Source organism: Pantoea sp. BRR-3P, assembly GCF_039621635.1.
GTDB classification, from domain to species: Bacteria; Pseudomonadota; Gammaproteobacteria; order Enterobacterales; family Enterobacteriaceae; genus Pantoea; species Pantoea floridensis.
In genome coordinates, this window is the sequence record NZ_CP155066.1 from 1,546,160 (window position 1) to 1,566,162 (window position 20,003).

At 54.0% G+C, this 20,003-nt stretch carries 25 protein-coding genes; 7 read left to right on the forward strand and 18 right to left on the reverse strand.

Features of this window, described 5'->3' with window-relative positions:
- Window positions 1–56: 56 nt before the first annotated feature.
- The 5 genes from vsr to AAGR08_RS07085 all read left to right on the forward strand — a co-directional run bounded on the left by vsr (window position 57) and on the right by AAGR08_RS07085 (window position 2,336).
- The gene (gene vsr / locus AAGR08_RS07065) at window positions 57–533 is read left to right on the forward strand and encodes a DNA mismatch endonuclease Vsr (RefSeq protein WP_345829276.1); all 477 of its coding nucleotides are present in this window, start codon (window positions 57–59) and stop codon (window positions 531–533) included.
- Window positions 534–603: 70 nt separating this feature from the next.
- Window positions 604–876: a hypothetical protein gene (locus AAGR08_RS07070; RefSeq protein ID WP_345829278.1), complete on the forward strand. Its 273-nt coding sequence runs from the start codon at window positions 604–606 to the stop codon at window positions 874–876.
- Window positions 877–891: 15 nt separating this feature from the next.
- The gene (locus AAGR08_RS07075) at window positions 892–1,794 is read left to right on the forward strand and encodes a DUF808 domain-containing protein (protein WP_345829279.1); all 903 of its coding nucleotides are present in this window, start codon (window positions 892–894) and stop codon (window positions 1,792–1,794) included.
- Between the two features lie 44 nt (window positions 1,795–1,838).
- On the forward strand, window positions 1,839–1,973 hold the full coding sequence (locus AAGR08_RS07080; RefSeq protein ID WP_320204517.1) for a hypothetical protein: 135 nt from the start codon (window positions 1,839–1,841) through the stop codon (window positions 1,971–1,973).
- Window positions 1,974–2,153: 180 nt separating this feature from the next.
- Window positions 2,154–2,336, forward strand: a complete 183-nt coding sequence (locus tag AAGR08_RS07085) for a DUF2158 domain-containing protein (RefSeq protein WP_097096918.1) — start codon at window positions 2,154–2,156, stop codon at window positions 2,334–2,336.
- Between the two features lie 52 nt (window positions 2,337–2,388).
- On the opposite strand, the gene AAGR08_RS07090 is transcribed toward AAGR08_RS07085, so the two are convergent.
- From AAGR08_RS07090 to AAGR08_RS07100, 3 genes are all read right to left on the reverse strand, one after another.
- Window positions 2,389–3,609 carry a glycosyl transferase gene (locus AAGR08_RS07090; RefSeq protein WP_097096919.1) on the reverse strand — a complete coding sequence of 407 codons (1,221 nt, stop codon included), beginning with the start codon at window positions 3,607–3,609 and terminating at the stop codon, window positions 2,389–2,391.
- Between the two features lie 26 nt (window positions 3,610–3,635).
- On the reverse strand, window positions 3,636–4,433 hold the full coding sequence (locus AAGR08_RS07095) for a mannosyl-3-phosphoglycerate phosphatase-related protein (RefSeq protein WP_345829282.1): 798 nt from the start codon (window positions 4,431–4,433) through the stop codon (window positions 3,636–3,638).
- 356 nt (window positions 4,434–4,789) lie between these two features.
- Window positions 4,790–5,023: a DUF2525 domain-containing protein gene (locus tag AAGR08_RS07100; protein ID WP_097096921.1), complete on the reverse strand. Its 234-nt coding sequence runs from the start codon at window positions 5,021–5,023 to the stop codon at window positions 4,790–4,792.
- 311 nt (window positions 5,024–5,334) lie between these two features.
- Here AAGR08_RS07100 and AAGR08_RS07105 point away from each other — a divergent pair, with 311 nt between their 5' ends.
- Both AAGR08_RS07105 and dsrB read left to right on the forward strand, forming a co-directional pair.
- The gene (locus AAGR08_RS07105) at window positions 5,335–5,493 is read left to right on the forward strand and encodes a YqaE/Pmp3 family membrane protein (protein WP_097096922.1); all 159 of its coding nucleotides are present in this window, start codon (window positions 5,335–5,337) and stop codon (window positions 5,491–5,493) included.
- Between the two features lie 68 nt (window positions 5,494–5,561).
- Window positions 5,562–5,756 (forward strand): protein DsrB, encoded by a 195-nt coding sequence (dsrB, locus tag AAGR08_RS07110; protein WP_097096923.1) that lies wholly within the window; start codon window positions 5,562–5,564, stop codon window positions 5,754–5,756.
- A 101-nt stretch (window positions 5,757–5,857) separates the two neighbouring features.
- Here dsrB and AAGR08_RS07115 read toward each other — a convergent pair whose 3' ends face one another.
- From AAGR08_RS07115 to fliF, 15 genes are all read right to left on the reverse strand, one after another.
- Entirely contained in the window at window positions 5,858–7,561 is a 1,704-nt protein-coding gene (locus AAGR08_RS07115) for a methyl-accepting chemotaxis protein (protein WP_345829286.1), read from the reverse strand.
- Between the two features lie 263 nt (window positions 7,562–7,824).
- Window positions 7,825–8,460, reverse strand: a complete 636-nt coding sequence (gene rcsA, locus AAGR08_RS07120; protein ID WP_097096926.1) for a transcriptional regulator RcsA — start codon at window positions 8,458–8,460, stop codon at window positions 7,825–7,827.
- A gap of 630 nt (window positions 8,461–9,090) precedes the next feature.
- A complete protein-coding gene (gene fliR, locus AAGR08_RS07125; RefSeq protein WP_097096927.1) occupies window positions 9,091–9,879 on the reverse strand; it encodes a flagellar biosynthetic protein FliR in 789 nt (262 codons plus the stop codon).
- The gene (fliQ, locus tag AAGR08_RS07130; protein ID WP_097096928.1) at window positions 9,879–10,148 is read right to left on the reverse strand and encodes a flagellar biosynthesis protein FliQ; all 270 of its coding nucleotides are present in this window, start codon (window positions 10,146–10,148) and stop codon (window positions 9,879–9,881) included. The genes fliR and fliQ overlap by 1 nt, the downstream gene beginning before the upstream one ends.
- A 40-nt stretch (window positions 10,149–10,188) precedes the next feature.
- Window positions 10,189–10,920 (reverse strand): flagellar type III secretion system pore protein FliP, encoded by a 732-nt coding sequence (fliP, locus tag AAGR08_RS07135; protein ID WP_097097688.1) that lies wholly within the window; start codon window positions 10,918–10,920, stop codon window positions 10,189–10,191.
- A 2-nt stretch (window positions 10,921–10,922) separates the two neighbouring features.
- Window positions 10,923–11,315 (reverse strand): flagellar biosynthetic protein FliO, encoded by a 393-nt coding sequence (gene fliO, locus AAGR08_RS07140; protein WP_097096929.1) that lies wholly within the window; start codon window positions 11,313–11,315, stop codon window positions 10,923–10,925.
- 2 nt (window positions 11,316–11,317) lie between these two features.
- Window positions 11,318–11,728, reverse strand: a complete 411-nt coding sequence (fliN, locus tag AAGR08_RS07145) for a flagellar motor switch protein FliN (RefSeq protein WP_008105402.1) — start codon at window positions 11,726–11,728, stop codon at window positions 11,318–11,320.
- Window positions 11,721–12,728 (reverse strand): flagellar motor switch protein FliM, encoded by a 1,008-nt coding sequence (fliM, locus tag AAGR08_RS07150; protein WP_097096930.1) that lies wholly within the window; start codon window positions 12,726–12,728, stop codon window positions 11,721–11,723. Before fliM ends, fliN begins: the two co-directional genes overlap by 8 nt.
- A gap of 4 nt (window positions 12,729–12,732) precedes the next feature.
- Window positions 12,733–13,218: a flagellar basal body-associated protein FliL gene (gene fliL / locus AAGR08_RS07155; RefSeq protein ID WP_097096931.1), complete on the reverse strand. Its 486-nt coding sequence runs from the start codon at window positions 13,216–13,218 to the stop codon at window positions 12,733–12,735.
- A 130-nt stretch (window positions 13,219–13,348) separates the two neighbouring features.
- Window positions 13,349–14,611, reverse strand: a complete 1,263-nt coding sequence (locus tag AAGR08_RS07160; protein ID WP_097096932.1) for a flagellar hook-length control protein FliK — start codon at window positions 14,609–14,611, stop codon at window positions 13,349–13,351.
- On the reverse strand, window positions 14,608–15,051 hold the full coding sequence (gene fliJ, locus AAGR08_RS07165) for a flagellar export protein FliJ (protein ID WP_097096933.1): 444 nt from the start codon (window positions 15,049–15,051) through the stop codon (window positions 14,608–14,610). Before fliJ ends, AAGR08_RS07160 begins: the two co-directional genes overlap by 4 nt.
- A 22-nt stretch (window positions 15,052–15,073) precedes the next feature.
- A complete protein-coding gene (gene fliI, locus AAGR08_RS07170) occupies window positions 15,074–16,435 on the reverse strand; it encodes a flagellar protein export ATPase FliI (protein WP_097096934.1) in 1,362 nt (453 codons plus the stop codon).
- Window positions 16,435–17,136 (reverse strand): flagellar assembly protein FliH, encoded by a 702-nt coding sequence (fliH, locus tag AAGR08_RS07175; RefSeq protein WP_097096935.1) that lies wholly within the window; start codon window positions 17,134–17,136, stop codon window positions 16,435–16,437. The genes fliI and fliH overlap by 1 nt, the downstream gene beginning before the upstream one ends.
- Complete coding sequence (fliG, locus tag AAGR08_RS07180) at window positions 17,129–18,121, reverse strand: flagellar motor switch protein FliG (protein WP_097096936.1); 993 nt, start codon at window positions 18,119–18,121, stop codon at window positions 17,129–17,131. Before fliG ends, fliH begins: the two co-directional genes overlap by 8 nt.
- On the reverse strand, window positions 18,118–19,854 hold the full coding sequence (fliF, locus tag AAGR08_RS07185; RefSeq protein WP_345829295.1) for a flagellar basal-body MS-ring/collar protein FliF: 1,737 nt from the start codon (window positions 19,852–19,854) through the stop codon (window positions 18,118–18,120). Before fliF ends, fliG begins: the two co-directional genes overlap by 4 nt.
- Window positions 19,855–20,003 lie beyond the last annotated feature (149 nt).

The window sequence follows — 20,003 nt, forward strand, 5'->3', positions numbered from 1 at the left end:
TTTCGCTTTTGAGCTAAACCGCTAAAGTTGAAGGAGCGCCAAAACAAGGAGACGCCATGGCAGACGTCCACTCGCAAGCTATACGCAGCAAAAACATGCGCGCCATTCGTAATAAGGATACGGCGATAGAGCAGCGCATTGCGTTGATTTTGAAAGATCGCGGCTTTACCTATCGCGTGCAGGATAAGGCGCTGCCCGGCAGGCCTGATTTTGTCTTGCCCGCGGAGAGAGCAATTATCTTTGTGCATGGCTGTTTCTGGCATCGCCATCACTGCTATCTCTTCAAAATGCCGGCCACGCGCTCTGAATTCTGGAGTGGCAAAATCAATAGTAACGTCGAACGCGATCGACGTTACATTCAACAACTGCGAGAAGGAGGCTGGAAAGTACTGATTGTTTGGGAGTGCGCGCTGCGTGGCAAACTGCAGCTGGAGGACGGCGCGCTGATAGAACGCCTGGAAGAGTGGCTGTTGGCGGTTGACGACAGCAGCGAAATCGATCATCAGGGTTTGCATCACTATCACGTTGATTAACGCGTGATTGTTGCTTTTAGCGGTTATAACAGTTTAGATCTCCCTTTTCTCTGGAGCGCGGAATCGAGCCATGAGCAGCATCAAACTTACCGTTAAGCGCCTGTATCAACTCCGCGATGAGCGGATGGTGAATACCCACGCCACGGCGCGCATTTATCTTGGCGACCGGCTGGTAGCCACCGAAGAGATCAGCGGCATGACGGAAAGTCCGGTAAGCAAGTATCTGCATGCCGACGATCTGAGCGGGCCGTTACGCGTGGAATGGGACTGTGTGGGCATTGCCGATATGTCGGTCACGGCAGTTGAGCGTTGCCCCTGTTGTCAGGATCACGAACCGAAATAAATAAGGAATACCACTTTGGCAGGATCCAGTTTACTCACGCTTCTGGACGATATTGCGACCTTGCTCGACGATATCTCAGTAATGGGCAAAGTAGCGGCAAAGAAGACCGCCGGCGTATTGGGCGACGATTTATCACTCAATGCGCAACAAGTTAGCGGCGTAAAAGCCAATCGGGAACTGCCCGTTGTATGGGGTGTGGCGAAGGGCTCTTTTCTTAACAAATTGATCCTCGTGCCGCTGGCGCTGCTTATTTCAGCGTTTGCGCCGTGGCTGATTACCCCGCTGTTAATGATTGGCGGTGCCTATCTCTGTTATGAAGGGGTGGAGAAGGTGCTGCACAGCCTCAACCACGATAAGGCGGAACAAAGCCCGGAGGCGCGGCAGCAGCGGCTGGACAAGCTGGCGCAGCAGGACGCGCGGGCCTTTGAAAAGGATAAAGTTAAGGGCGCGGTGCGCACGGACTTTATCCTCTCGGCGGAAATTGTGGCGATAACCCTGGGGATTGTCTCCGAAGCGCCGCTGCTCAATCAGGTGCTGATCCTGGCCGGCGTGGCGATTTTAGTCACTATCGGCGTTTACGGTATCGTGGCGATGATTGTGAAAATTGACGATCTCGGTTTCTGGCTCAAGGAGAAATCCTCCACGGTCGCGCAGGCAATAGGTGGCGTGTTACTGGCGCTGGCCCCCTGGCTGATGAAAATCCTGACGCTGGTGGGCACCCTTGCGATGTTCCTGGTCGGTGGCGGCATTGTGGTACACGGCATTACGCCGTTACATCATGCCATCAGCGAATACAGCGCCGGGTTCAACGGTTTTATCTCCGCTCTGCTCAGCAACGGTGCTAATTTGGTGATTGGCTTTATCATTGGGTCGATCGTGCTGCTGGGCGTAAATCTGATTGCTAAGCTGCGCAGCTAGCGGTTATAAAGCGCTGTAAATTTCTAATCACGGTCAGGAGAACGATGATGAACGACGATATGTTTGAATTTGATATCGATGCACAGCTGGAACAGGCTGAGGCCAAAGCAGCAGAAAAAGCCAATGAAGTCCCTGTAGATCTCAGCGATGAAGCGGATTGCGAAGGCTGCAAAATCTAATTTTCCTGTCCAGGACGTGCGCTAAAAGCCGACAATAAAAATTGTCGGCTTTTTTTATTATCAGCATTTTTAACTGCTTATTCTGATTTAGTAGAAGTAATAGATTTATCGTATAGGAAAAAAACGTGCACAGCTGCTATACCTAAAATCGTTCATTCAACGGTTAAAGGAGGGTGCGGTATGATCTTTGCAATCAGTGACGAAGTTCAGCACAAACAGGGCGGACCCACGATGGTGGTGACCGGCTATGCCAGCGGAATGGTCGAGTGTCGTTGGTATGACGGCTATAGCGTGCGCCGTGAAGCATTTCACAGTGACGAACTCAGCCACTCTTCTTCTGGCGCGCAACAGCTGGCCAGTTAAATACATTCGGGACGGTAACAGCGCCGTCCCGAATGTAGTTCTCCCTCACAAGCTACACCTTGCCGTCATTATCCTCTTCTACTGCCTGATAGATGCGTTGCAGGATGTCGGGAAACGCCGACTGCACGCGGCTCCAGCTCGGAATAAAAGGCTTCTCGTTAGGACGTTCAATAAAGGCCTGTCCGGCATCGAGAATCGCCTGAGTAAACATTTCTACCGCCGCTTCTTCGATGTGTTGATCAAACTTGAGGCCGTTCATGGTGGCTTCGTGGTTATAGATCTCCATCATATCCAGCGCATTACGATAGTACGTTGCCTTCAGCACGCGGAACGAATCGCTGGTGAGCGGTACGCCCATGGTCGCCAATTTACGTAATAACGACTGCACAATATCATTGCTCATGCGCTTTAATCCGCCGGTGCCATCATCTTCAGCCAGCGGCTGATGTTTGTGGTCGTAATTATCGGCGATTTCAACCTGGCAGGTTTGGCGGGTGGTGTAATTACGATAGATCTCTGAAAGCACGCCAATTTCCAATCCCCAGTCGCCGGGAATTTTAATGCCGTTAAGCACGTGAGTACGCATGGCAAATTCACCAGACAGCGGATAGCGGAAGCTGGTGAGGTAGTCGAGATACTCCGAATGGCCATAAACCTTTTGCAGCGAGCGCAACAGCGGTCCCACCAGCAAACGCCCCACGCGGCCATTTAGCTTGCCGTCGGCCACGCGTGCATAAAAACCTTTGCAGAACTCATACTGAAAAGCCGGATTGGCGAGCGGATAGAGCAGACGCGCCAGCATACCGCGCTCATAGGTGACGATATCGCAGTCGTGCAGTGCCACGCACTGGGTGCGATCGGAGGCCAACGTGTAGCCGGTACAGAACCACACGTTGCGACCTTTGCCGGGCTGGCTCGGCGATAATCCCTCTTTATCCAACTCGGCATCCAGCGCTTTCAGCCGCGGTCCATCATTCCACAAAATGCGATGCCGCTGCGGCAGGCGCGAGAAAAATTCACGTGCGAACAGAAACTGGTCGCGATCGGCGCGATCCAGACCAATCACAATCTCGTCGAGATAGGGGACTTTCGCCAGTTCGTTGACGATGTTGTCCAGCGCAGGGCCTTCCAGCTCGGAGAACAGCGACGGTAAAATGAGCCCCATTTTGCGTTTGCGCGCAAAGCGCACCATCTCTTTTTCCAGCGATTCAACGCTGCGGTGGGTGAGATTATGAAAATTAGTAATGACACCATTCTGGTAAAAATCACTCATCGTCTCATCCTGTATGGGTTAGGTCGTTACTCAGTCGGCGCCAGAAAATAATCCAATCCTTCACGCCAGCCGTGTGGACCGACGTGCGCGGTGTGGTAAACATTTTGCGTATCGCTACGTTGCAAATTCACCGGCGTTTTACTGAAGCCTTTTATCACCACGGCATAATCTGCGCGCTCCAGCATCGGTATATCATTCGGGCCATCACCTAAGCCTAAGGTTATACGTGCTTTGCCTTCCTGCTGGGCGACATGCTGCTGAATCTGCTCCAACGCCATCCCTTTACCCGAGCCTGCTGGCATCACATGCCAGAAACGCCCGCCCTGGGTTAGCGCGAGATTATGCTTGGCCAGCGCGCTGCGAAATGCCGCTAAGCGGTGTTCGTCATCACGCCACAACACCACTTCGGAGGCTTCACGCAGCCGGCTTTGGCTGGCCTCGGCCAACGTTAACCCGGTGAAACGCGCGACCTCAGCATCGCTAAATTCATGAAAACCGTTGAAGCGGAAGTGGGATTGCAGAGCCTTGAGCGTTTGGCACAGCGCGCGATAGGCGGCGCTGGGTTCGGTGTGCGCGGTGTGCGCGCCGCTTAGCACCACGCGCGCGCCGTTTTCGGCAATAAAGGGCGCGCCGGTAATGCCCAGTCGCTTCTGCAGCGGTATGATTTCGGCCGCGGTTTTACTGGAACAAATTACCAGCGGAACCTGATGTTGTTTCAGGCGTGTCAGCCATTCACTGGCGGCATCCCAGTTGTAGTCATGATGGTCTAGCAACGAACCATCAAGGTCGGTAACGATCATTAGGGAGTCAAGACTCAGCACCATCACACTCCTTACGCCAGTGGCATCCGTAAAGCGAAGAGTAATCAGTATAATAGCGGAATCGCGATCACACTTTTTCCCGGGCTATTGGCCGCGATAACCAGGATAATTCTTAAATGACAGAGGAAGCCGCATCATCTATGCGCACTTCGTGCATGGAAAATAGTGAGCAGTGACGCGGCGTGCAGGGTTTTACCGCTGAAAGGTTATGCAAAAATGTTCGATTTACGTGCAGGGTTAAGACTTGTCTTAAGTAAGCTAAAGCGTAATCTGACAGGGTGTTAAGAATTCCCTGGTGTAACGAATTTACTGAATTATTTTACCCGGCCTTCCCGCCGGGTATTTTTTTGAAATCGATTTCAACGGTTCACTTCGCTGATGGCGAAATCACGAATATCCAGTTCAAAGGCTTCGGCTAGCTCAGTGTAAGAATCATAGGCCTCTCCGTTTACCCTGACGCGATGGGCTTGCTCAGCTTCCATGAACTCTTTTACCTCGCCCGAGGTTCTCTTCTGTATCGCGTCAAGTAAAGCATCAACATCAATATTCACTTCGCGCTGCACATTCTCGCTGTACTCTTTTGCCGTAGTCATGGTGGCCTCCCAGAGGCGATCCGCTGTCATTTCAGTATAGACGCTGATGCAAAGAGGGCGGCGGGGGGAATTTAGGCAAAAAAAAGCCCGCGCTGCGCGGGCAAAAATCCTTGTTACTTTTAGGTTGACTGCGCCTTTGGGGTTGGTGCAGTGCGAATAAGTGTACGAGCAGCCCGCGTCAAAAGTCTCTCTGCGAAACGTAAAGAAAACGAAAAGCCGCATCTTGACAGAGTTTTACCTCGTTTGAAGTGCATTGTGCGCAGCAGCGTCTATGCTTAGCGCTTATTGATAAGTGATATCAGGGAGTTAGTATGGATTTTCTTCGTATTGTGATTGCGATTTTACTGCCGCCGCTGGGCGTGTTTCTGCAGGTCGGTTTTGGTGGCGCCTTCTGGCTTAATATTCTGCTGACGCTGTGCGGTTACATTCCGGGCATCGTGCATGCGGTGTGGGTTATTGCACGACGCTGATCGCGATCAGGCGCTGTTGATTATCTTCCGTTACACTGTGTCGCAGGACAATTTGTGGAGAGTAATCAATGAAGGTGAATGACCGCGTTACGGTAAAAACCGACGGTGGCCCGCGTCGTGTAGGTACGGTGCTGGCCGTTGAGGCATTTAACGAAGGCATCATGTACTTGGTGGCGCTGGAAGATTATCCGCTGGGCATCTGGTTCTTTAATGAAAGTGAGCATGCGGAAGGGGTGTTTGTTGAGCCGTATGAAGGGGCTTGATGGCTTTTGCCCTTACCTACTTATTCCCTCTCCCACCTGTGGGAGAGGGGCAGGGTGAGGGGCAACCCGCACCTAGATCTCAAACTGCGCCCCCATCCAAATTAAAACGTCTCCCAATTATCATTTCCCGACGTCGCCAAAGCGGCGCGCGGCGCTAAGTTCGGCGTGCGCAACGTGGGCTGCGCGGCTTTAGCAGCCTGGGCCACCGGGCTATCACTCAAACGGAAGACCGCTACCGCCTGCGTCAAGCGCCCTGCCTGATCTTCCAGTGAAGCCGCCGCGGATGAGGCTTCCTCCACCAGCGAGGCGTTCTGCTGCGTCACGTTATCCATTTCGGTAACCGCCAGGCTCACCTGCTGAATGCCACGGCTCTGCTCGTCCGATGCGGCGGCGATTTCGGCCATAATATCGGTGACGCGGCGTACTGCTTCAACAATTTCACCCATGGTGTTACCGGCTTCACCTACCTGACGTGAACCATTGGTAATTAAACCCACCGATTCAGCGATCAGCGTTTCAATCTCTTTCGCCGCCTGCGCACTACGCTGTGCCAGATTACGCACTTCGCTGGCTACCACTGCAAAGCCACGGCCTTGTTCACCGGCTCGCGCCGCTTCAACCGCGGCATTCAGCGCCAGAATATTGGTCTGGAAAGCGATGCTATTAATGACGTTGGTGATCTCAGCAATTTTCTTCGAACTGCCGGAGATATTGTTCATGGTTTGCACCACGCCATTGACCAGATCGCCGCCGCTGCGTGCTTTGCCTGAGGCATCTGCGGCCAGCTGGCTGGCATGATGGGCATTTTCGGCGTTCTGTTTCACCGTGGCAGTTAGCTGCTCCATGCTGGCTGCGGTTTGCTCAAGCGCCGACGCCTGCTCTTCAGTCCGCGACGATAAATCGGTGTTGCCGGCAGAGATCTCGCTGGAGCCCTGATAGATCGCCACCGCGCCTTCACGCACCGTACCTACCGTGCGTACCAGCGATGCCTGCATCAATTGCAGATTATGCAGCAGGCTGCCAATCTCGCTGCGGCCATAGGCTTGCTCGGGCGCAGTCAAATCGCCCTGAGCGATGCGTTCGATACGGTCGACGGATTGACGCAGCGGCGAGATCACCACGCGACGCAGGAAAACAAAGGTAAGCAGTACCAGCACTAAAGCCGCGGCAAAAGCGGCCGCCATGGCAATAAATCCTACGCGTGATTGATGGGCGGCTTCAGCGTTAATCGTTTCCGCCCGGTCGGTGCGGATTTTAATCGCTTTCAACAGCACATCGTTATACGCATCATCCAGCTTGCGCGTGACGTCCGTTTCCTGCGCCACGATGCCTTCAAAGCTGCCTTGCTTAGCCGATTCAATCATCGGCTTGAGGCCTTTATCGATGTAGGCGTTGAAGCTGGTGGTCAGCGGTTCATCAAGCGCAATGTCAGCCGGGGTTTTCGCCTTGCGATCCATATAAATCTTGAAGCCTTCACGCGCCTGCTTAATCCGCATTTCGGTGCGGGCTAAATCGGCACGATAACCGTCCATTTCACCAATACGCGCGGCCGCACCCGATTGCAGTACATTGAGACGCGCGGTGCGCAGGTGGTTTGAGCTATTAGAGATGCCCATACGGATTTGAATCTCTTCCGTGGCATCGTTCAGGGAGTTGTTACTTTGAATTAAAAAGTAGCTGGCGAGTCCAATGCACAGGGCAAAAAGCAGCAGAATGCCACCAAAGATCATACTGAACAGAGGCATCAGGCGCAGGTTCTGCCAGACGCTGAGCTTATATTGCTCATCAATCGATGCTGTTTTCATATCCTTGCTCTCATGTAGGTAGGTGTTATGAGAGTAAGCATCGGCAGGGCTGGAGAAAGGATTAGACAGGAAAGTGGGATCAAACTCGCAAAACGTAAAAGGGCCAATCACGCGATTAGCCCTTTTACTCTGCATACTTCAAGCTGCAGGCAGCGATGGCTGCAGGTGTTTACCCCAGCCACTTACTTGAGTAAGTCCCTGGAATTCATCCCGCTACCGCCTTCCTGCCGCTTGAATTATTTTGGGAAATTAACTTCAGGTAATTATCGCACGTTAACATAAATCCCTGAGGTGACATTATCAGTCAAGCGGACAACATGATAAATAACCTGCTTATTATGGGTTTTAATTTTGCGCTTAATATTACCTTTGTGTGACGAAACGGTTTTAGCTTTAATTTGCATCTTGTCTGAAATTTGAATGGTGTCATGGCCTGACATCCACATTTTCAACATATTAGATTCAGTCTGACTTAATGTCAGCGGATGCACGTCGAGCCCAGCAGAAATACGCGGCGAAGCGTTGAGTTTCTTTTGCAAGTAGGTTCCTAACAAGGAATCCAACGTCGAGGTTTTTATCGATTTTGATGTAATAATCAGGTTCTTACGAACGTAGAGGTATTCCTCAAAATGGATATTCGAGATCGCCATGAAAATAAAGAATAAGGTATCAGGATGCTGCATAATAATGGCACGAATACGATCGCTAGAATCGGATTCGTGAATAAAGCACTCTTCGTTGATAAACACGACGCCCGGCTTTATTTGTTCACATCTTTGCTGCAATTGTTCAATGTCAGACACAGGAGTAATATTTTTCTTTTTAACTCCCTTGGCAGACATATAGTCAGACAATCCGAGGCGTGTGTAATTACATGAATCCATAATAATCGTTGGCATTATAGCGACCCTCACCAATTTGTTATCCGTTTAAATCAACGATGAATACGCGTTTGCGGTACGAGAGAAATTTCCAAAGACACTTTTTTATTCTGCTCGGCAGATTGGCGATAGTTATCCATGCGCCATCATGACTCTTCCCTGAACCGTGCTGCGAAGTTATTTTTTTTAGTACATCCACGTCACTCTTCACCCAGCCATAGCGGGAATAGCTGAGAATTTGCATTAAGTGTTTAATTCGCTCTGTTTTGAGAGCCCTGTCACTATCGCGCAGATCACAGACAAATCTGATAGGACAATTCTTAAAAACATTTGAATCGCGAAAGTGTGACGCTTTAGCGAGCGTTGACAATGCCGGAAAAAAGGGATTTAGACAAGAAAAATCGCTGTGAATTTTTTTTTGTTTAAAAACAGCCCTTTGAGCATTTCAACACCCAATCCCCAAGGTTTGTCACCTTAAGAATCGTCTGACTAAAATACGCGAAGCGCGGTTTAATAAGAATAATTTTCACCTAAAATGCGCATTTATCAGAATATCCTCAGTTGATTTCTGAGAAATATGGTTTGAAAAATGCACAGACTGATTTTGATTGCTTAACTATTACTTAAGGGCGTCTACAGAATAGTTAATCAACTTGCGCGGGAAAGTTCTGACATAAACTGGGCGAGTAAATCAAAGACTTCGCTAAACAGATGTTCGCAAAAGGGAGCAAGCAGCGGCATCATCATCCCTACGCTGAGTATGCCCACCGTTAAGGTAATCGGGAAGCCAATGGCAAAAATGGAGAGTTGTGGTGAAACACGGTTTAACAAACCTAGTGCCATGTTTAGCGTGAGGAGCAGAACTATTAAGGGCAGCGCTAACATCATGCCATTAAGGAAAATTAATCCGGCGGACTTCACTAATGCCATAAAGGCATTGGCGTTGAGTGGCTGATCGTTAATCGGCAAAGTATGAAAACTGTCCACCAGCAGTGAAATCAGCCAAAGGTGGCCGTTGAAGGTCAGAAACAGCAGCATGGCCAGCATGTCGAGAAAACGCGCTAACACCGGCATGTTTAATCGACTACCGGGGTCAAAAAAGGTGGCGAAGGACAACCCCATCTGCAAGCCAATCACTTCACCCGCCATACGCACCGCGGCAAACGCGAACTGCATGGTCAGCCCAATGCTGATGCCAATCAGCAACTGTTGCAGCAGCAACCAGAATCCAGCTGGGGTAAATAAGGTGACCTCCACCGGCGGCAATACCGGAATGATGATCCAGGTAGTGAGCACCGCCAGGCCAATCTTTACGCGTTTCGGGATCGATTTTTCGCTCAGCATTGGCGCGCTGGCAAACAGCGCCAGTAAACGCACCATCGGCCAGAAAAATTGTGCGACCCAATGGATCAGCTGGCTGCTATCGAGGTTGATCATCAGCCAATGATGTAAGGCAGGTTGCTAAACAGCGTGCGGATATAGTCGAGCATCAGGTTGAGCATCCACGGACCGGCAATTACCGCCGTTGCCGCCACGGCCATGATTTTGGGAATAAAGGAGAGCGTCTGTTCGTTAATCTGCGTGGCGGCCTGCAGCACGCTGATAATCAAACCGCTTACCATGGCCACCAGCAACATCGGTGCCGCCATTAACAGGGCGACGCGCATTGCTTCCTGGCCCATAACCATTACTGATTCAGGTGTCATGCTGCACTCCTCGAGAAAGAAAGGTGAGGGCGAACGCCACTCAAGAGTAGAAACTTTGCGCCAGTGATCCCACCAGCAGCTGCCAGCCATCAACCAGCACGAACAGCATCAGCTTGAACGGCAGGGAAATCGTGGCGGGCGGTACCATCATCATCCCTAAGGCCATCAGTACGCTGGCCACCACCAGATCGATAATCAGGAAAGGGATAAACACGGTGAAGCCAATCTGGAAAGCGGTTTTCAGTTCGCTGGTAACGTAGGCGGGCAGCAGAATTCGCATCGGCACCGCTTCCGGTCCCTGAATCGGCGCGGTATTGGCCAGGCGCGCAAACAGTGCTAAATCCGCTTCCCGCGTTTGACGCAGCATAAATTCACGCAGCGGCTGCGCCCCTTTATCAATGGCGTCCGCCATGCTGATTTTGTCCTGGCTGAACGGCACATAGGCGTCGGAGTAAATCTTGTCGAAGGTGGGCGCCATGATAAAGAAGGTCAGAAACAGCGCCAGGCCCAGCAGCACCTGGTTCGGCGGCGCGGAAGGCGTACCGAGGGCGTTACGCAGCAGACCAAACACAATGATGATGCGGGTGAAGCTGGTCATCATCAGCAACACCGCCGGTATAAAGGTCAGCGAGGTGATGAACACCAGGGTTTGCACCGGCAGTGACCAGCTCTGGCCACCGTTTGCCAGCGGCTGGCTGATTAAACCCGGCAGCTGCGCATGGGCAACCGGTGCCAGCAACAGCAGCGGCAGAAGAGGAAGTAATCGACGCATCATTAAGGTTTTCCGGGACGTTTAACCAGATTCTGGAATAGCTGACGAAAATCCTGCGGTGCCGCACTGTTCCCGGTCTGTTCTTCCGGGGGCAGCGGCGGTAAAGAGTGCAGATGCGTGATTTGCTGAGCTGTCACGCCCAACACTAAACGCGCATCGGCGGTATCCACAATCACCACACGCTCACGCTGACCCACCTGCACGGTGGCGCTGACTTTCAACGCCTGGCCCGTCACCGTTTTCGGGGCAAAACCCAGGCGCTTTGCCAGCCAGCCGCAGGCCAGAATCAGCAGCACAATTACCGCCAGTACGCTGCTGACTTGTCCAATCACCGAGCCGGTAGAGACCACCGGCTGGCTGTGAACCGGCTGTGCGGTTTGCGTGTTTTTTAACATGCTTAACGGCTCAGGCGACGCATACGTTCAGACGGCGTAATGATGTCGGTGATGCGCACGCCGTACTTATCGTTCACCACCACCACTTCACCTTGCGCAATCAAATAGCCGTTGATGAGAATATCCAGCGGCTCGCCGGCCAGCCCATCCAGCGCTACTACGGAACCCTGCGTCAGACGCAGCAGCTCTTTGATAGTCATCTTGGTGCGGCCCAGTTCCACGGTCAGTTTGACCGGGATATCCATAATCAGATCGATATCCTGCAGCGAACCGCTGATGCCAGGATTCTCGAGGGATTTGAAGACATTCTCGGTGGGATCGGGCGCGCTGGTGGTGGTTTGTTCATTCATAGCTGCAGCCCACAGATCGTCCGCGGAGATGTCGTCGTCGGACGGTTTCTTGCTGTCACTCATCGGGCTGTTCCTCGTTCAGCGAATTCAAAATCGGGTTAATCAAATGTTCTACACGCAGGGCATACTGACCATTGATGGTGCCGTATTGGCTGGTGAGCACCGGTACGCCATCGACGTGGGCAATGATGCGGTCCGGCTTCTCAATGGGCAGGACGTCACCGGGTTTCAGCTGCAAAATGCGCGACAGGCGCAGCGATGTTTCCGCGAAGTGGGCAATCAGCTCCAGCTCCGAGTGCTGCACCTGTTTCACCAGATTGTCGCGCCAGTGATTATCTTCCCGACGCGAGTTTTCCAGCGGTGGATTGACCAGCAGCTCGCGCAGCGGCTCAATCATCGAAAACGGAATACAGATGTTGAATTCACCCACCAGGTTACCAATCTCCACCTGGAACGGCGTGTTAACCACGATGTCGTTTGGTGAGGTGGTGATGTTGGTGAATTTCACCTGCATCTCTGAACGCACGTACTCCACGTCCAGCGGGTAAATCGCCTTCCAGGCATCGCTGTAGCCATCCAACGCCAGCTTCAGCATGCGGCGAATCACGCGCTGCTCGGTATGGGTGAACTCACGGCCTTCCACTTTGGTCGGAAAACGACCGTCGCCGCCAAACAGGTTGTCGACAGCAATAAACACCAGGCTCGGTGAAAACACCACCAGCGCCGTACCGCGCAGCGGCTTCAGGTGGATCAGGTTCAGGTTGGTTGGCACCGGCAGGTTGCGGGCAAACTCGTGATACGGCTGAATCTTGATCGCACCCACACTAATATCTGGGCTACGGCGCAGCAGGTTAAACAGCGCCATACGGAAATGACGGGCAAATCGCTCGTTGATGATCTCCAGCGCCTGCAGACGCTCACGCACCACGCGACGCTGGGTATTGGGATCATAGGGACGGATATCGCCATCTGCCCCTTTGGAACTGTTCTCTACTTCCGCACTGTCACTGTCGCCATTAAGCAGCGCGTCAATCTCAGCCTGGGAGAGAATGCTATCGCCCATTAAATCACCTCAAAATGAAGGCGGTAAACAGCACGTCACTGACTACCTGAGTCGGTTGATTTTTTACCAGCGGCGGCGCCAGCACCTGTTTGATCTGCTCAACCAGGGCCTGCTTGCCTTGCTCGGTCGCCAGCACGGTTGCGCTTTGACGCGAAAGCAGCAACAGCAGACGGCTGCGCACTTCAGGCAGGTAATCATTCAACCGACGACGGGTGTCCTCATCGGGCAGACGCAGGGTGAAGCCCACGTACAGCACACGGTCGGGATCGTTGTCAGGATTGACCAGGTTTACTGTAAACGTATCCATTGCAAAAAATACTGGAGCAGGCGGTGGCTCGACTTTCGTCGCTTCCGTTTGACTGCCCTCGTGTTTATTCATCATTCGCCAGACTGCATAGCCTGCCACGCTGCAAGCGGCCAGCGTTACAATCAGTAACACCGGAATTAGTAGTGAACGTTTGCGGCCTTTTGCTTTCGCGTTATCAGACATGTTTGCAGTTACTTCCTGTGAATTATGGGCAAGCCTCTCGGCTTACCTGGACAGATTATCCCGCGTCTTAAGTCAAACAATGGGAAGAAAAGACGCGGGTTTTACGCTTACCTTCAGCGTTTAGCGGCTGTCAGGCAAAGATATCGACAGCGCCGTTACCGGCCACGCGCGCTTGAAGGGCTGCCGGGACGGCAATAGGCGTTATCTCGTTGTCATTGTCCTGGGAGAGGGTAAAGCTGCCGTGCTGTCCGTCACGACGTCCTTCCTGCTGGCCTTGATAACTCTGGCCCTGTGCGAAGGCGTCGCTGCTGACGTTACTCTGTCCCAGGTTTATACCGCTCTCCGCCAGCGCTGTACGCAGCTGAGGAAGAGCCGCTTCCAGCGCGGCCCTCACTTGGCTGTGGCTGGAAACCATTGTTAACTGTGCCTGATCCTTATCGAGACTCAGGTTGATCTGGATAGCGCCCAGATCCTGCGGATGTAAGCGCAATTCGGCGTTCTGCTGCCCATTGCGACTGAACATCACAATCTGCTGACTCAGCGCCTGCTGCCACTCGTTACTGCCGAGCTGCGCATTCAGCATCGGCGTCGACGGGGTGGTGCTGGTCGAGGCGGTGCTGGTCATGAGCGAACTGGTGCTGCTTAGCGGTGCGCTGGTTAACGGCGTTACCGGATCATTGCTGCTTTGTGCCGCGCTGCGCTCTTCCGGTTTGCTTAGCGTATTCAGCACCTGTTTGAAACTTTCATCCAGCGTTAGCCCGCCGGTGTTGCTTGCCGTGGTGCTCGCGCTGCTGGTCTGCGTGTTGGCGGCCGTTTGCGTTAAGAGGTTTACAGCATCGCTGGACTTCTTCTGGCCACTCTGCGGCTGCGCCTGTTCTTCTTTTACTGCACCCTGCAGCGAACTGCTTAACAATGCCGAATTAAGCGAAGCGCGCGTATCGGCATGGCCGTCGTTCACGCTGTTACTTACCGTTGACTGACTGGTGCGGTTCTCGAGTGCCACCGGCAACATGGCAAATAATGCCTGCACATTCTGTAAGTCGCTGGCACTTAACGAACTTGCCTCACTCTTGTCTTTATCATCGGCTGAATTCAGCGTGGCTTTAGGGTTAACCGGCTGTAAAAGTGTGTTTAACGCCTCGGGTTTCTCCAGCGCCTGCAATAACGCGCTTAATGACGCTTTTGTGACGTCTTTTTCATCAGCTTTTGCTGTCAGATCAGACGATTGCGTGTTAACACCTTGTTGCTTCGCCAGGGTTAGCAAGCGGTTACCCAGCTCAGTAATAAATCCCTGCGGCAGCGTATCCACGCTTTGCACAAGATCGCTGGAAACTGAACTGTCTGCGTCTCCTAAACCCGAGGTTTGCGTTGCAACTGTTGGCAGCGTAATCATTCGCCTTTCCTCAATGCGGCCCGTTGGGCAAATTCATCCATCCGTTTCTGATCGAGACGGTTTTCCTGTCGTAATGCATTTTCCTCAGCGCGCGTAATCAGCGTTTGATAGGCATTGAGTCGCTTGTGCTTTTCGCGCCAGTTGCTCAGCGCGGTTTCCAGACGCTGATTCCACTGCGAAAGCTGTTGGCGATGCTGATCGATGGCTTTTTCCAGCGTCTGAATAAACTGGTGATAATTGGTCCAGCGGGTGCTGGCGATGCCGCCGGACATATCCTGATTGAGCTTATTGCGGTACTCATCCTGATAATCCAGCAGCATGGTGAGCTGCTCATCGGCTTGCTGTACGCCGCGACGCATATCGCCGAGATGAATCACGGCGCTCTCCAGCTCTTGCTCTGCCAGATCGCGCAGCTTATTGATAGCACTGGCCGTTTTCATGGCTTAACCTCGCTTCTAAGCGCTAACCGAACATCGCCTGCAGATGCAAACAGGCATCGTCGTAGTCGCTGCGTTCGAATATGCCCTGATGCAGGAAGGCTTCCATTTCCGGATAGAGCTTGATGGCTCGGTCCAGCATCGGATCGCTACCTGCGGCATACGCACCCACACTCACCAGATCGCGGTTACGCTGGAAGCTGGAGAGCAACTGTTTGAACTGACGCACGCGTGCATAGTGCGACTCATCAATTAATGAGGTCATGGCACGGCTGATTGACGCTTCAATATCAATCGCCGGATAGTGACCGGCTTCCGCCAGACGACGAGACAGCACAATGTGACCGTCGAGAATCGCGCGTGCCGAGTCGGCAATCGGGTCTTGCTGATCGTCGCCTTCGGTCAACACGGTATAAAAAGCGGTAATCGACCCGCCGCCGTGGGTGCCGTTACCGGCACGCTCTACCAGCGCTGGCAGTTTGGCAAACACCGAAGGTGGATAACCTTTGGTTGCCGGTGGCTCACCGATGGCCAGCGCAATTTCACGTTGCGCCATGGCGTAGCGGGTGAGGGAATCCATAATCAGCAGCACGTGCTGGCCGCGATCGCGAAAATCTTCAGCGATACGCGTGGCGTACGCGGCACCCTGCATACGCAGCAGCGGTGAAACATCCGCTGGCGCGGCGATCACCACCGAACGCGCGCGGCCTTCTGCGCCCAGGATGTTCTCAATGAACTCTTTGACTTCACGGCCACGTTCACCAATCAAGCCCACCACGATCACATCGGCTTTGGTATAACGCGCCATCATGCCCAGCAGTACGCTTTTACCTACGCCAGAACCGGCAAACAGGCCCATACGCTGGCCGCGACCTACGGTAAGCAGCGCATTGATGGCGCGCACGCCGGTATCCAGCACATCTTCAATGGGCGTACGCTGCAGCGGGTTGAATGGCGCAGTAATCAGCGGCGCACGATAGCCGGTTTCCGGCGCGGGCAGACCATCCAGCGGTTTGCCGCTGCCGTCCAGCACGCGGCCCAGCAGCTCCGGACCCAGCAGCATCTGCTTGCCGCTTTGACCGTTATCACCGCTCACGCGCGCATACACGCGGGCGCCGGGTAAAATGCCGTCCACCTCTTCTAACGGCATCATCAGCAGTTTCTGCCCATTAAAGCCGACCACTTCACTCTCAACCTCGGTGATCTTGCTGCCATCGCTACGTTCAATGATGCAGGTGGCGCCGAGCGGCAGTTGTAAACCCGTTGCTTCCAGCACCAGGCCGGTCGCGCGCGTCAGGCGACCGTAACGGCGCACCGTTTGCACCTGTGAAATGCGGTCTTCGAAGGCATCGAGTGCGCCGAGCCAGCGCGAGAGACGCGAGGTCATTACAGTGTCCCCGGAGCGGCCAGGCGGCACAGCTCCTGCCAGCGCGTGGCCACGCTAGCGTCAAGGTCGCCATCTTCGGCGCTGAGTTTGCAGCCGCCGGGATGCAGCGTGCTATCGGCCAGCAAGCGCCAGCCGTGCAGATCCAGCGTTGGACCGAGCGTCTGCTCGATGCGCTGCAAATCATCCGGATGGACGCGCAGCTGCGGTTTGCCGCTGAACATGGGTTCCTGCTGAATCAGCTGTTGAATTTGACGCAGCAGGGCGCTGCCATCCACCTGCGTGGCCTGGCCAATCACGGTACGCGCCGCTTCCAGCGCCAGCTGCATCAGGCGTGAGGCGATGACGCTGTCCAGCGCTTCAAGCGTGTGATGGAACTCGGTGACCAGCTGCTGCATGCGCGCCTGTAACGGCGCCTGTTGCTGCTGCGCATCGGCTAAGCCCTGCTGAAAACCGGCGTCGTAGCCGTTCTGCTGCGCTTCGGCAAAGCCTTTTTGGTAGCCTTCGCTGTAGCCCTGCGTCTGCGCATCTTTTCGCATCTGCTGCTGCATGCGCTCCAGCTGCTGTTGCTGTTCAGCTTCAGCGCTCAGCTCAACATCCTCTTCCGGCTCCGCGGGCTGCGGCTCCGGTTCGGCGCTGAAGGGGCTGCCTAAATCATCAGGCTGCCAGCGCTGCCAGGCGCGGGCGGAAAAGGCATCAGACATAAGTTTCCTCGCCTCCGCCAATCACCATTTCGCCAGATTCCGCTAAACGACGCACCACCAGCAGGATGGCTTTCTGTTCGTTCTCCACCGCAGACATTCGTACCGGACCACGGTTGGCCAGATCGTCGCGCAGAATATCGGCGGCACGCGCCGACATGTTCTTGAGGAACTTCTCGCGCAGCGGCTGTTCGGCGCCTTTCAGGGCGATCAGCAACTGCTCGGATTCCACTTCCTGCAGCAGGCGCTGGATGCTGCGATCGTCCACTTCCACCAGGTTTTCGAACAGGAACATCTCGTCGATGATCTTCTGTGCCAGCTCGCCATCGAAATCGCGTACCGCTTCGATAACCGCTTCTTCCTGCTGAGTTTTCATCAGGTTGATAATTTCTGCTGCGGTCCTTACACCGCCCATCTTCGCGCGCTTGAGGTTGGTACCATCCAGCAGGCCATTGAGCACTTCGGTCAGTTCGGCCAGCGCGGCTGGCTGGACACCACCGAAGGTGGCGATACGCAGCATCACATCGTGGCGCAGACGCTCGTCGAACAGCGCCAGAATATCGGCCGCCTGACCACGTTTGAGGTGGACAAGAATGGTGGCGATAATCTGCGGATGCTCGTCGCGGATAAGGTCGGCCGCTGCCTGAGGCTCCATGAAGTTGAGCGTTTCCATCCCGCTGGTGGTCTCGTTCTTCTCGAGAATATCTTCCAGCAGGCTTGAGGCGCGCTCCTCGCCCAGCGCCTTGATCAGCACCGAACGCAGGTATTCATTCGAGTTGAGGCTCAGCGCGGCAAACTGTTCCGCATCCACTTCAAATTCGCGCAGCACTTCGGTTAGCTGCTTATGCGACACCTGCCGCATGCTGGCCATCGCCGAACTGAGGTGCTGCACTTCACGCTGATTGAGGTGTTTGAACACTTCCGCTGCGCGCTCTTCGCCAATGGTCATCATCAGAATGGCGCTTTTCTCTGTACCGGTCAGACTCATAGTTCTTTACTCATCCATTCACGGATAACCAGCGCCACAACGCGCGGATCGTTTTCAGACATGTCGCGGATGCGCTGGCTCATCACCTCGGCGCTCATGCGATTGGTGGATTTGCGCTCCTGATCCAGCTCGTCTTTGCTGAGCTGCACGCTATAGGCTTCCTCTTCTTCCATCGCCGCGGCGCGGGCTGCTGCGGCTTCGGCCGCCGCTTTCTCTTCTTCTTTCTTACGCATCAGCTGAGGACGTACCAGCTTGCGATAGAGGATGAAGCCCACCAGCGCGACCAGCAGCCAGCGACCTGCGGTCATCAGCTGATCGAAGAACGCTTGTTGCTGCCAGAATGGCAGGTCGCCGCCGCTTGGCTCGGTCATGTTGAACTGCGAGTTCACCACATTGACGCTGTCGCCACGCGTTTGCGAATAGCCCATGGCTTCGCGGGTTAAATCTTCAATTTGTTTGATCTGCTGATCGTTCAGCGCCACCGCTTTGCCTTTACCGTCATCGCGGTAGTTCACCACCACGGCAACGGAGAGGCGCTGCACGTCACCGACGTTCAGCTTGGTATGACGAATGGTGCGATCCAGCTCGTAGTTAACCGTGTCGTTACGGGTGGAGCTGCTTGGGCCACTCGCTTGTGCGGTGCTGGTGGTGCTGCCGTTGTTCTGCGCATTGGCGTTGGCGTTTTGCCCATTCGCATTCTGACCGTTGGCATTATTGTTATTGTTGTTCTGCGGATTGGTCACCGGCGCGGTGTTTGCAGGCGCAGGCTGATTGGACAGGGCGCCAGGCACGCCGCCCGGATAGGGGCTGCCATTCTGTTCGGAATTGCTGGTCTGGCGCGAACGCACCGCCGTGCTGTTCGGATTGGCGTTCGGCTGGTATTTTTCGTCGGTCTGTTCGCTGCGGTCAAAGTTGATCTGCGCCGTCACCTGCGCATGTACGTTGCCCTGGCCAACAATTGGATTCAGGATCGCTTCAATGCGCTGCTGGAAGCGCGCTTCAACTTCCGAAGCATATTTCAGCTGGGCATCGTTCAGATCGCGACCTTCGCTGTCAGAACGCGTCAGCAGGCGACCTGACTGATCGACCACCGTCACGTTACCCGGCGGTAAACCTGCCACGCTGCTGGAGACCATATGCTGAATGGCCTGAATCTGGCCTTCATCTAATGCACGTCCCGGCTGCAGGTTCAGCGTTACCGAAGCGGATGGCGCTTTCTGTTCACGCACGAACAGCGTCGGTTTTGGCATCGCCAAGTGTACGCGTACGCTTTTTACCGGGCCAAGCGTCTCGATAGTGCGTGAAAGTTCACCTTCTAGCGCGCGCTGGTAGTTGACCTGCTCACTGAACTGGCTGATGCCGAACTTCTCTTTATCCATCAGCTCGAAGCCAACATTGCCGCCCTTCGGCAGACCCTGTTGCGCGAGGCGCAGGCGCAGCTCATGCACCTTATCGGCGGGCACCATCAGCGCGCCACCGTTCTCGGCGAATTGGTAAGGGATATTCATCTGCGTTAGCTGGGTGACAATCGCGCCGCCATCCTCATCAGAGAGGTTGTTATAAAGGACGCGATAATCAGGCGCTTTAGCCCACAGCACCAACGCAAAAACCACCGCGATAACCGCAGCGGCAGCAACAATTAAGGGAATACGCGGATTGGCGCGCAGGCGGGCGAGAAGGTCACTGAAGCCTTTCTTTGCTGTATCCTGTGTAGCGGCTGCACTCGCATTCATGACCGTTTCCTGCCTGACATAATTGACCGGGTGTGGTGTTGTGGTGACAAAACGTACTCCCTAATATTTCCCCCCTAAAATCGGCAGGGGCAAAGAATAAATTCCACTTCAATGCGGGCATTATTTGATGAATCGTGTCACTTCGATGG

Coding starts and splice junctions, on each gene's coding strand:
- AAGR08_RS07090 (WP_097096919.1), bottom strand. CDS start 3,609: ATGAGTGATTTTTACCAGAATGGTGTCATTACTAATTTTCATAATCTC.
- fliI (WP_097096934.1), bottom strand. CDS start 16,435: ATGACCTCGCGTCTCTCGCGCTGGCTCGGCGCACTCGATGCCTTCGAA.
- fliQ (WP_097096928.1), bottom strand. CDS start 10,148: ATGACACCTGAATCAGTAATGGTTATGGGCCAGGAAGCAATGCGCGTC.
- AAGR08_RS07095 (WP_345829282.1), bottom strand. CDS start 4,433: ATGGTGCTGAGTCTTGACTCCCTAATGATCGTTACCGACCTTGATGGT.
- AAGR08_RS07105 (WP_097096922.1), top strand. CDS start 5,335: ATGGATTTTCTTCGTATTGTGATTGCGATTTTACTGCCGCCGCTGGGC.
- fliJ (WP_097096933.1), bottom strand. CDS start 15,051: ATGAAAACGGCCAGTGCTATCAATAAGCTGCGCGATCTGGCAGAGCAA.
- AAGR08_RS07115 (WP_345829286.1), bottom strand. CDS start 7,561: ATGAAAACAGCATCGATTGATGAGCAATATAAGCTCAGCGTCTGGCAG.
- fliP (WP_097097688.1), bottom strand. CDS start 10,920: ATGCGTCGATTACTTCCTCTTCTGCCGCTGCTGTTGCTGGCACCGGTT.
- rcsA (WP_097096926.1), bottom strand. CDS start 8,460: ATGCCAACGATTATTATGGATTCATGTAATTACACACGCCTCGGATTG.
- AAGR08_RS07070 (WP_345829278.1), top strand. CDS start 604: ATGAGCAGCATCAAACTTACCGTTAAGCGCCTGTATCAACTCCGCGAT.
- AAGR08_RS07080 (WP_320204517.1), top strand. CDS start 1,839: ATGATGAACGACGATATGTTTGAATTTGATATCGATGCACAGCTGGAA.
- fliG (WP_097096936.1), bottom strand. CDS start 18,121: ATGAGTCTGACCGGTACAGAGAAAAGCGCCATTCTGATGATGACCATT.
- AAGR08_RS07160 (WP_097096932.1), bottom strand. CDS start 14,611: ATGATTACGCTGCCAACAGTTGCAACGCAAACCTCGGGTTTAGGAGAC.
- fliF (WP_345829295.1), bottom strand. CDS start 19,854: ATGAATGCGAGTGCAGCCGCTACACAGGATACAGCAAAGAAAGGCTTC.
- fliM (WP_097096930.1), bottom strand. CDS start 12,728: ATGGGCGATAGCATTCTCTCCCAGGCTGAGATTGACGCGCTGCTTAAT.
- fliR (WP_097096927.1), bottom strand. CDS start 9,879: ATGATCAACCTCGATAGCAGCCAGCTGATCCATTGGGTCGCACAATTT.
- dsrB (WP_097096923.1), top strand. CDS start 5,562: ATGAAGGTGAATGACCGCGTTACGGTAAAAACCGACGGTGGCCCGCGT.
- vsr (WP_345829276.1), top strand. CDS start 57: ATGGCAGACGTCCACTCGCAAGCTATACGCAGCAAAAACATGCGCGCC.
- fliH (WP_097096935.1), bottom strand. CDS start 17,136: ATGTCTGATGCCTTTTCCGCCCGCGCCTGGCAGCGCTGGCAGCCTGAT.
- fliN (WP_008105402.1), bottom strand. CDS start 11,728: ATGAGTGACAGCAAGAAACCGTCCGACGACGACATCTCCGCGGACGAT.
- fliO (WP_097096929.1), bottom strand. CDS start 11,315: ATGTTAAAAAACACGCAAACCGCACAGCCGGTTCACAGCCAGCCGGTG.
- fliL (WP_097096931.1), bottom strand. CDS start 13,218: ATGTCTGATAACGCGAAAGCAAAAGGCCGCAAACGTTCACTACTAATT.
- AAGR08_RS07100 (WP_097096921.1), bottom strand. CDS start 5,023: ATGACTACGGCAAAAGAGTACAGCGAGAATGTGCAGCGCGAAGTGAAT.
- AAGR08_RS07085 (WP_097096918.1), top strand. CDS start 2,154: ATGATCTTTGCAATCAGTGACGAAGTTCAGCACAAACAGGGCGGACCC.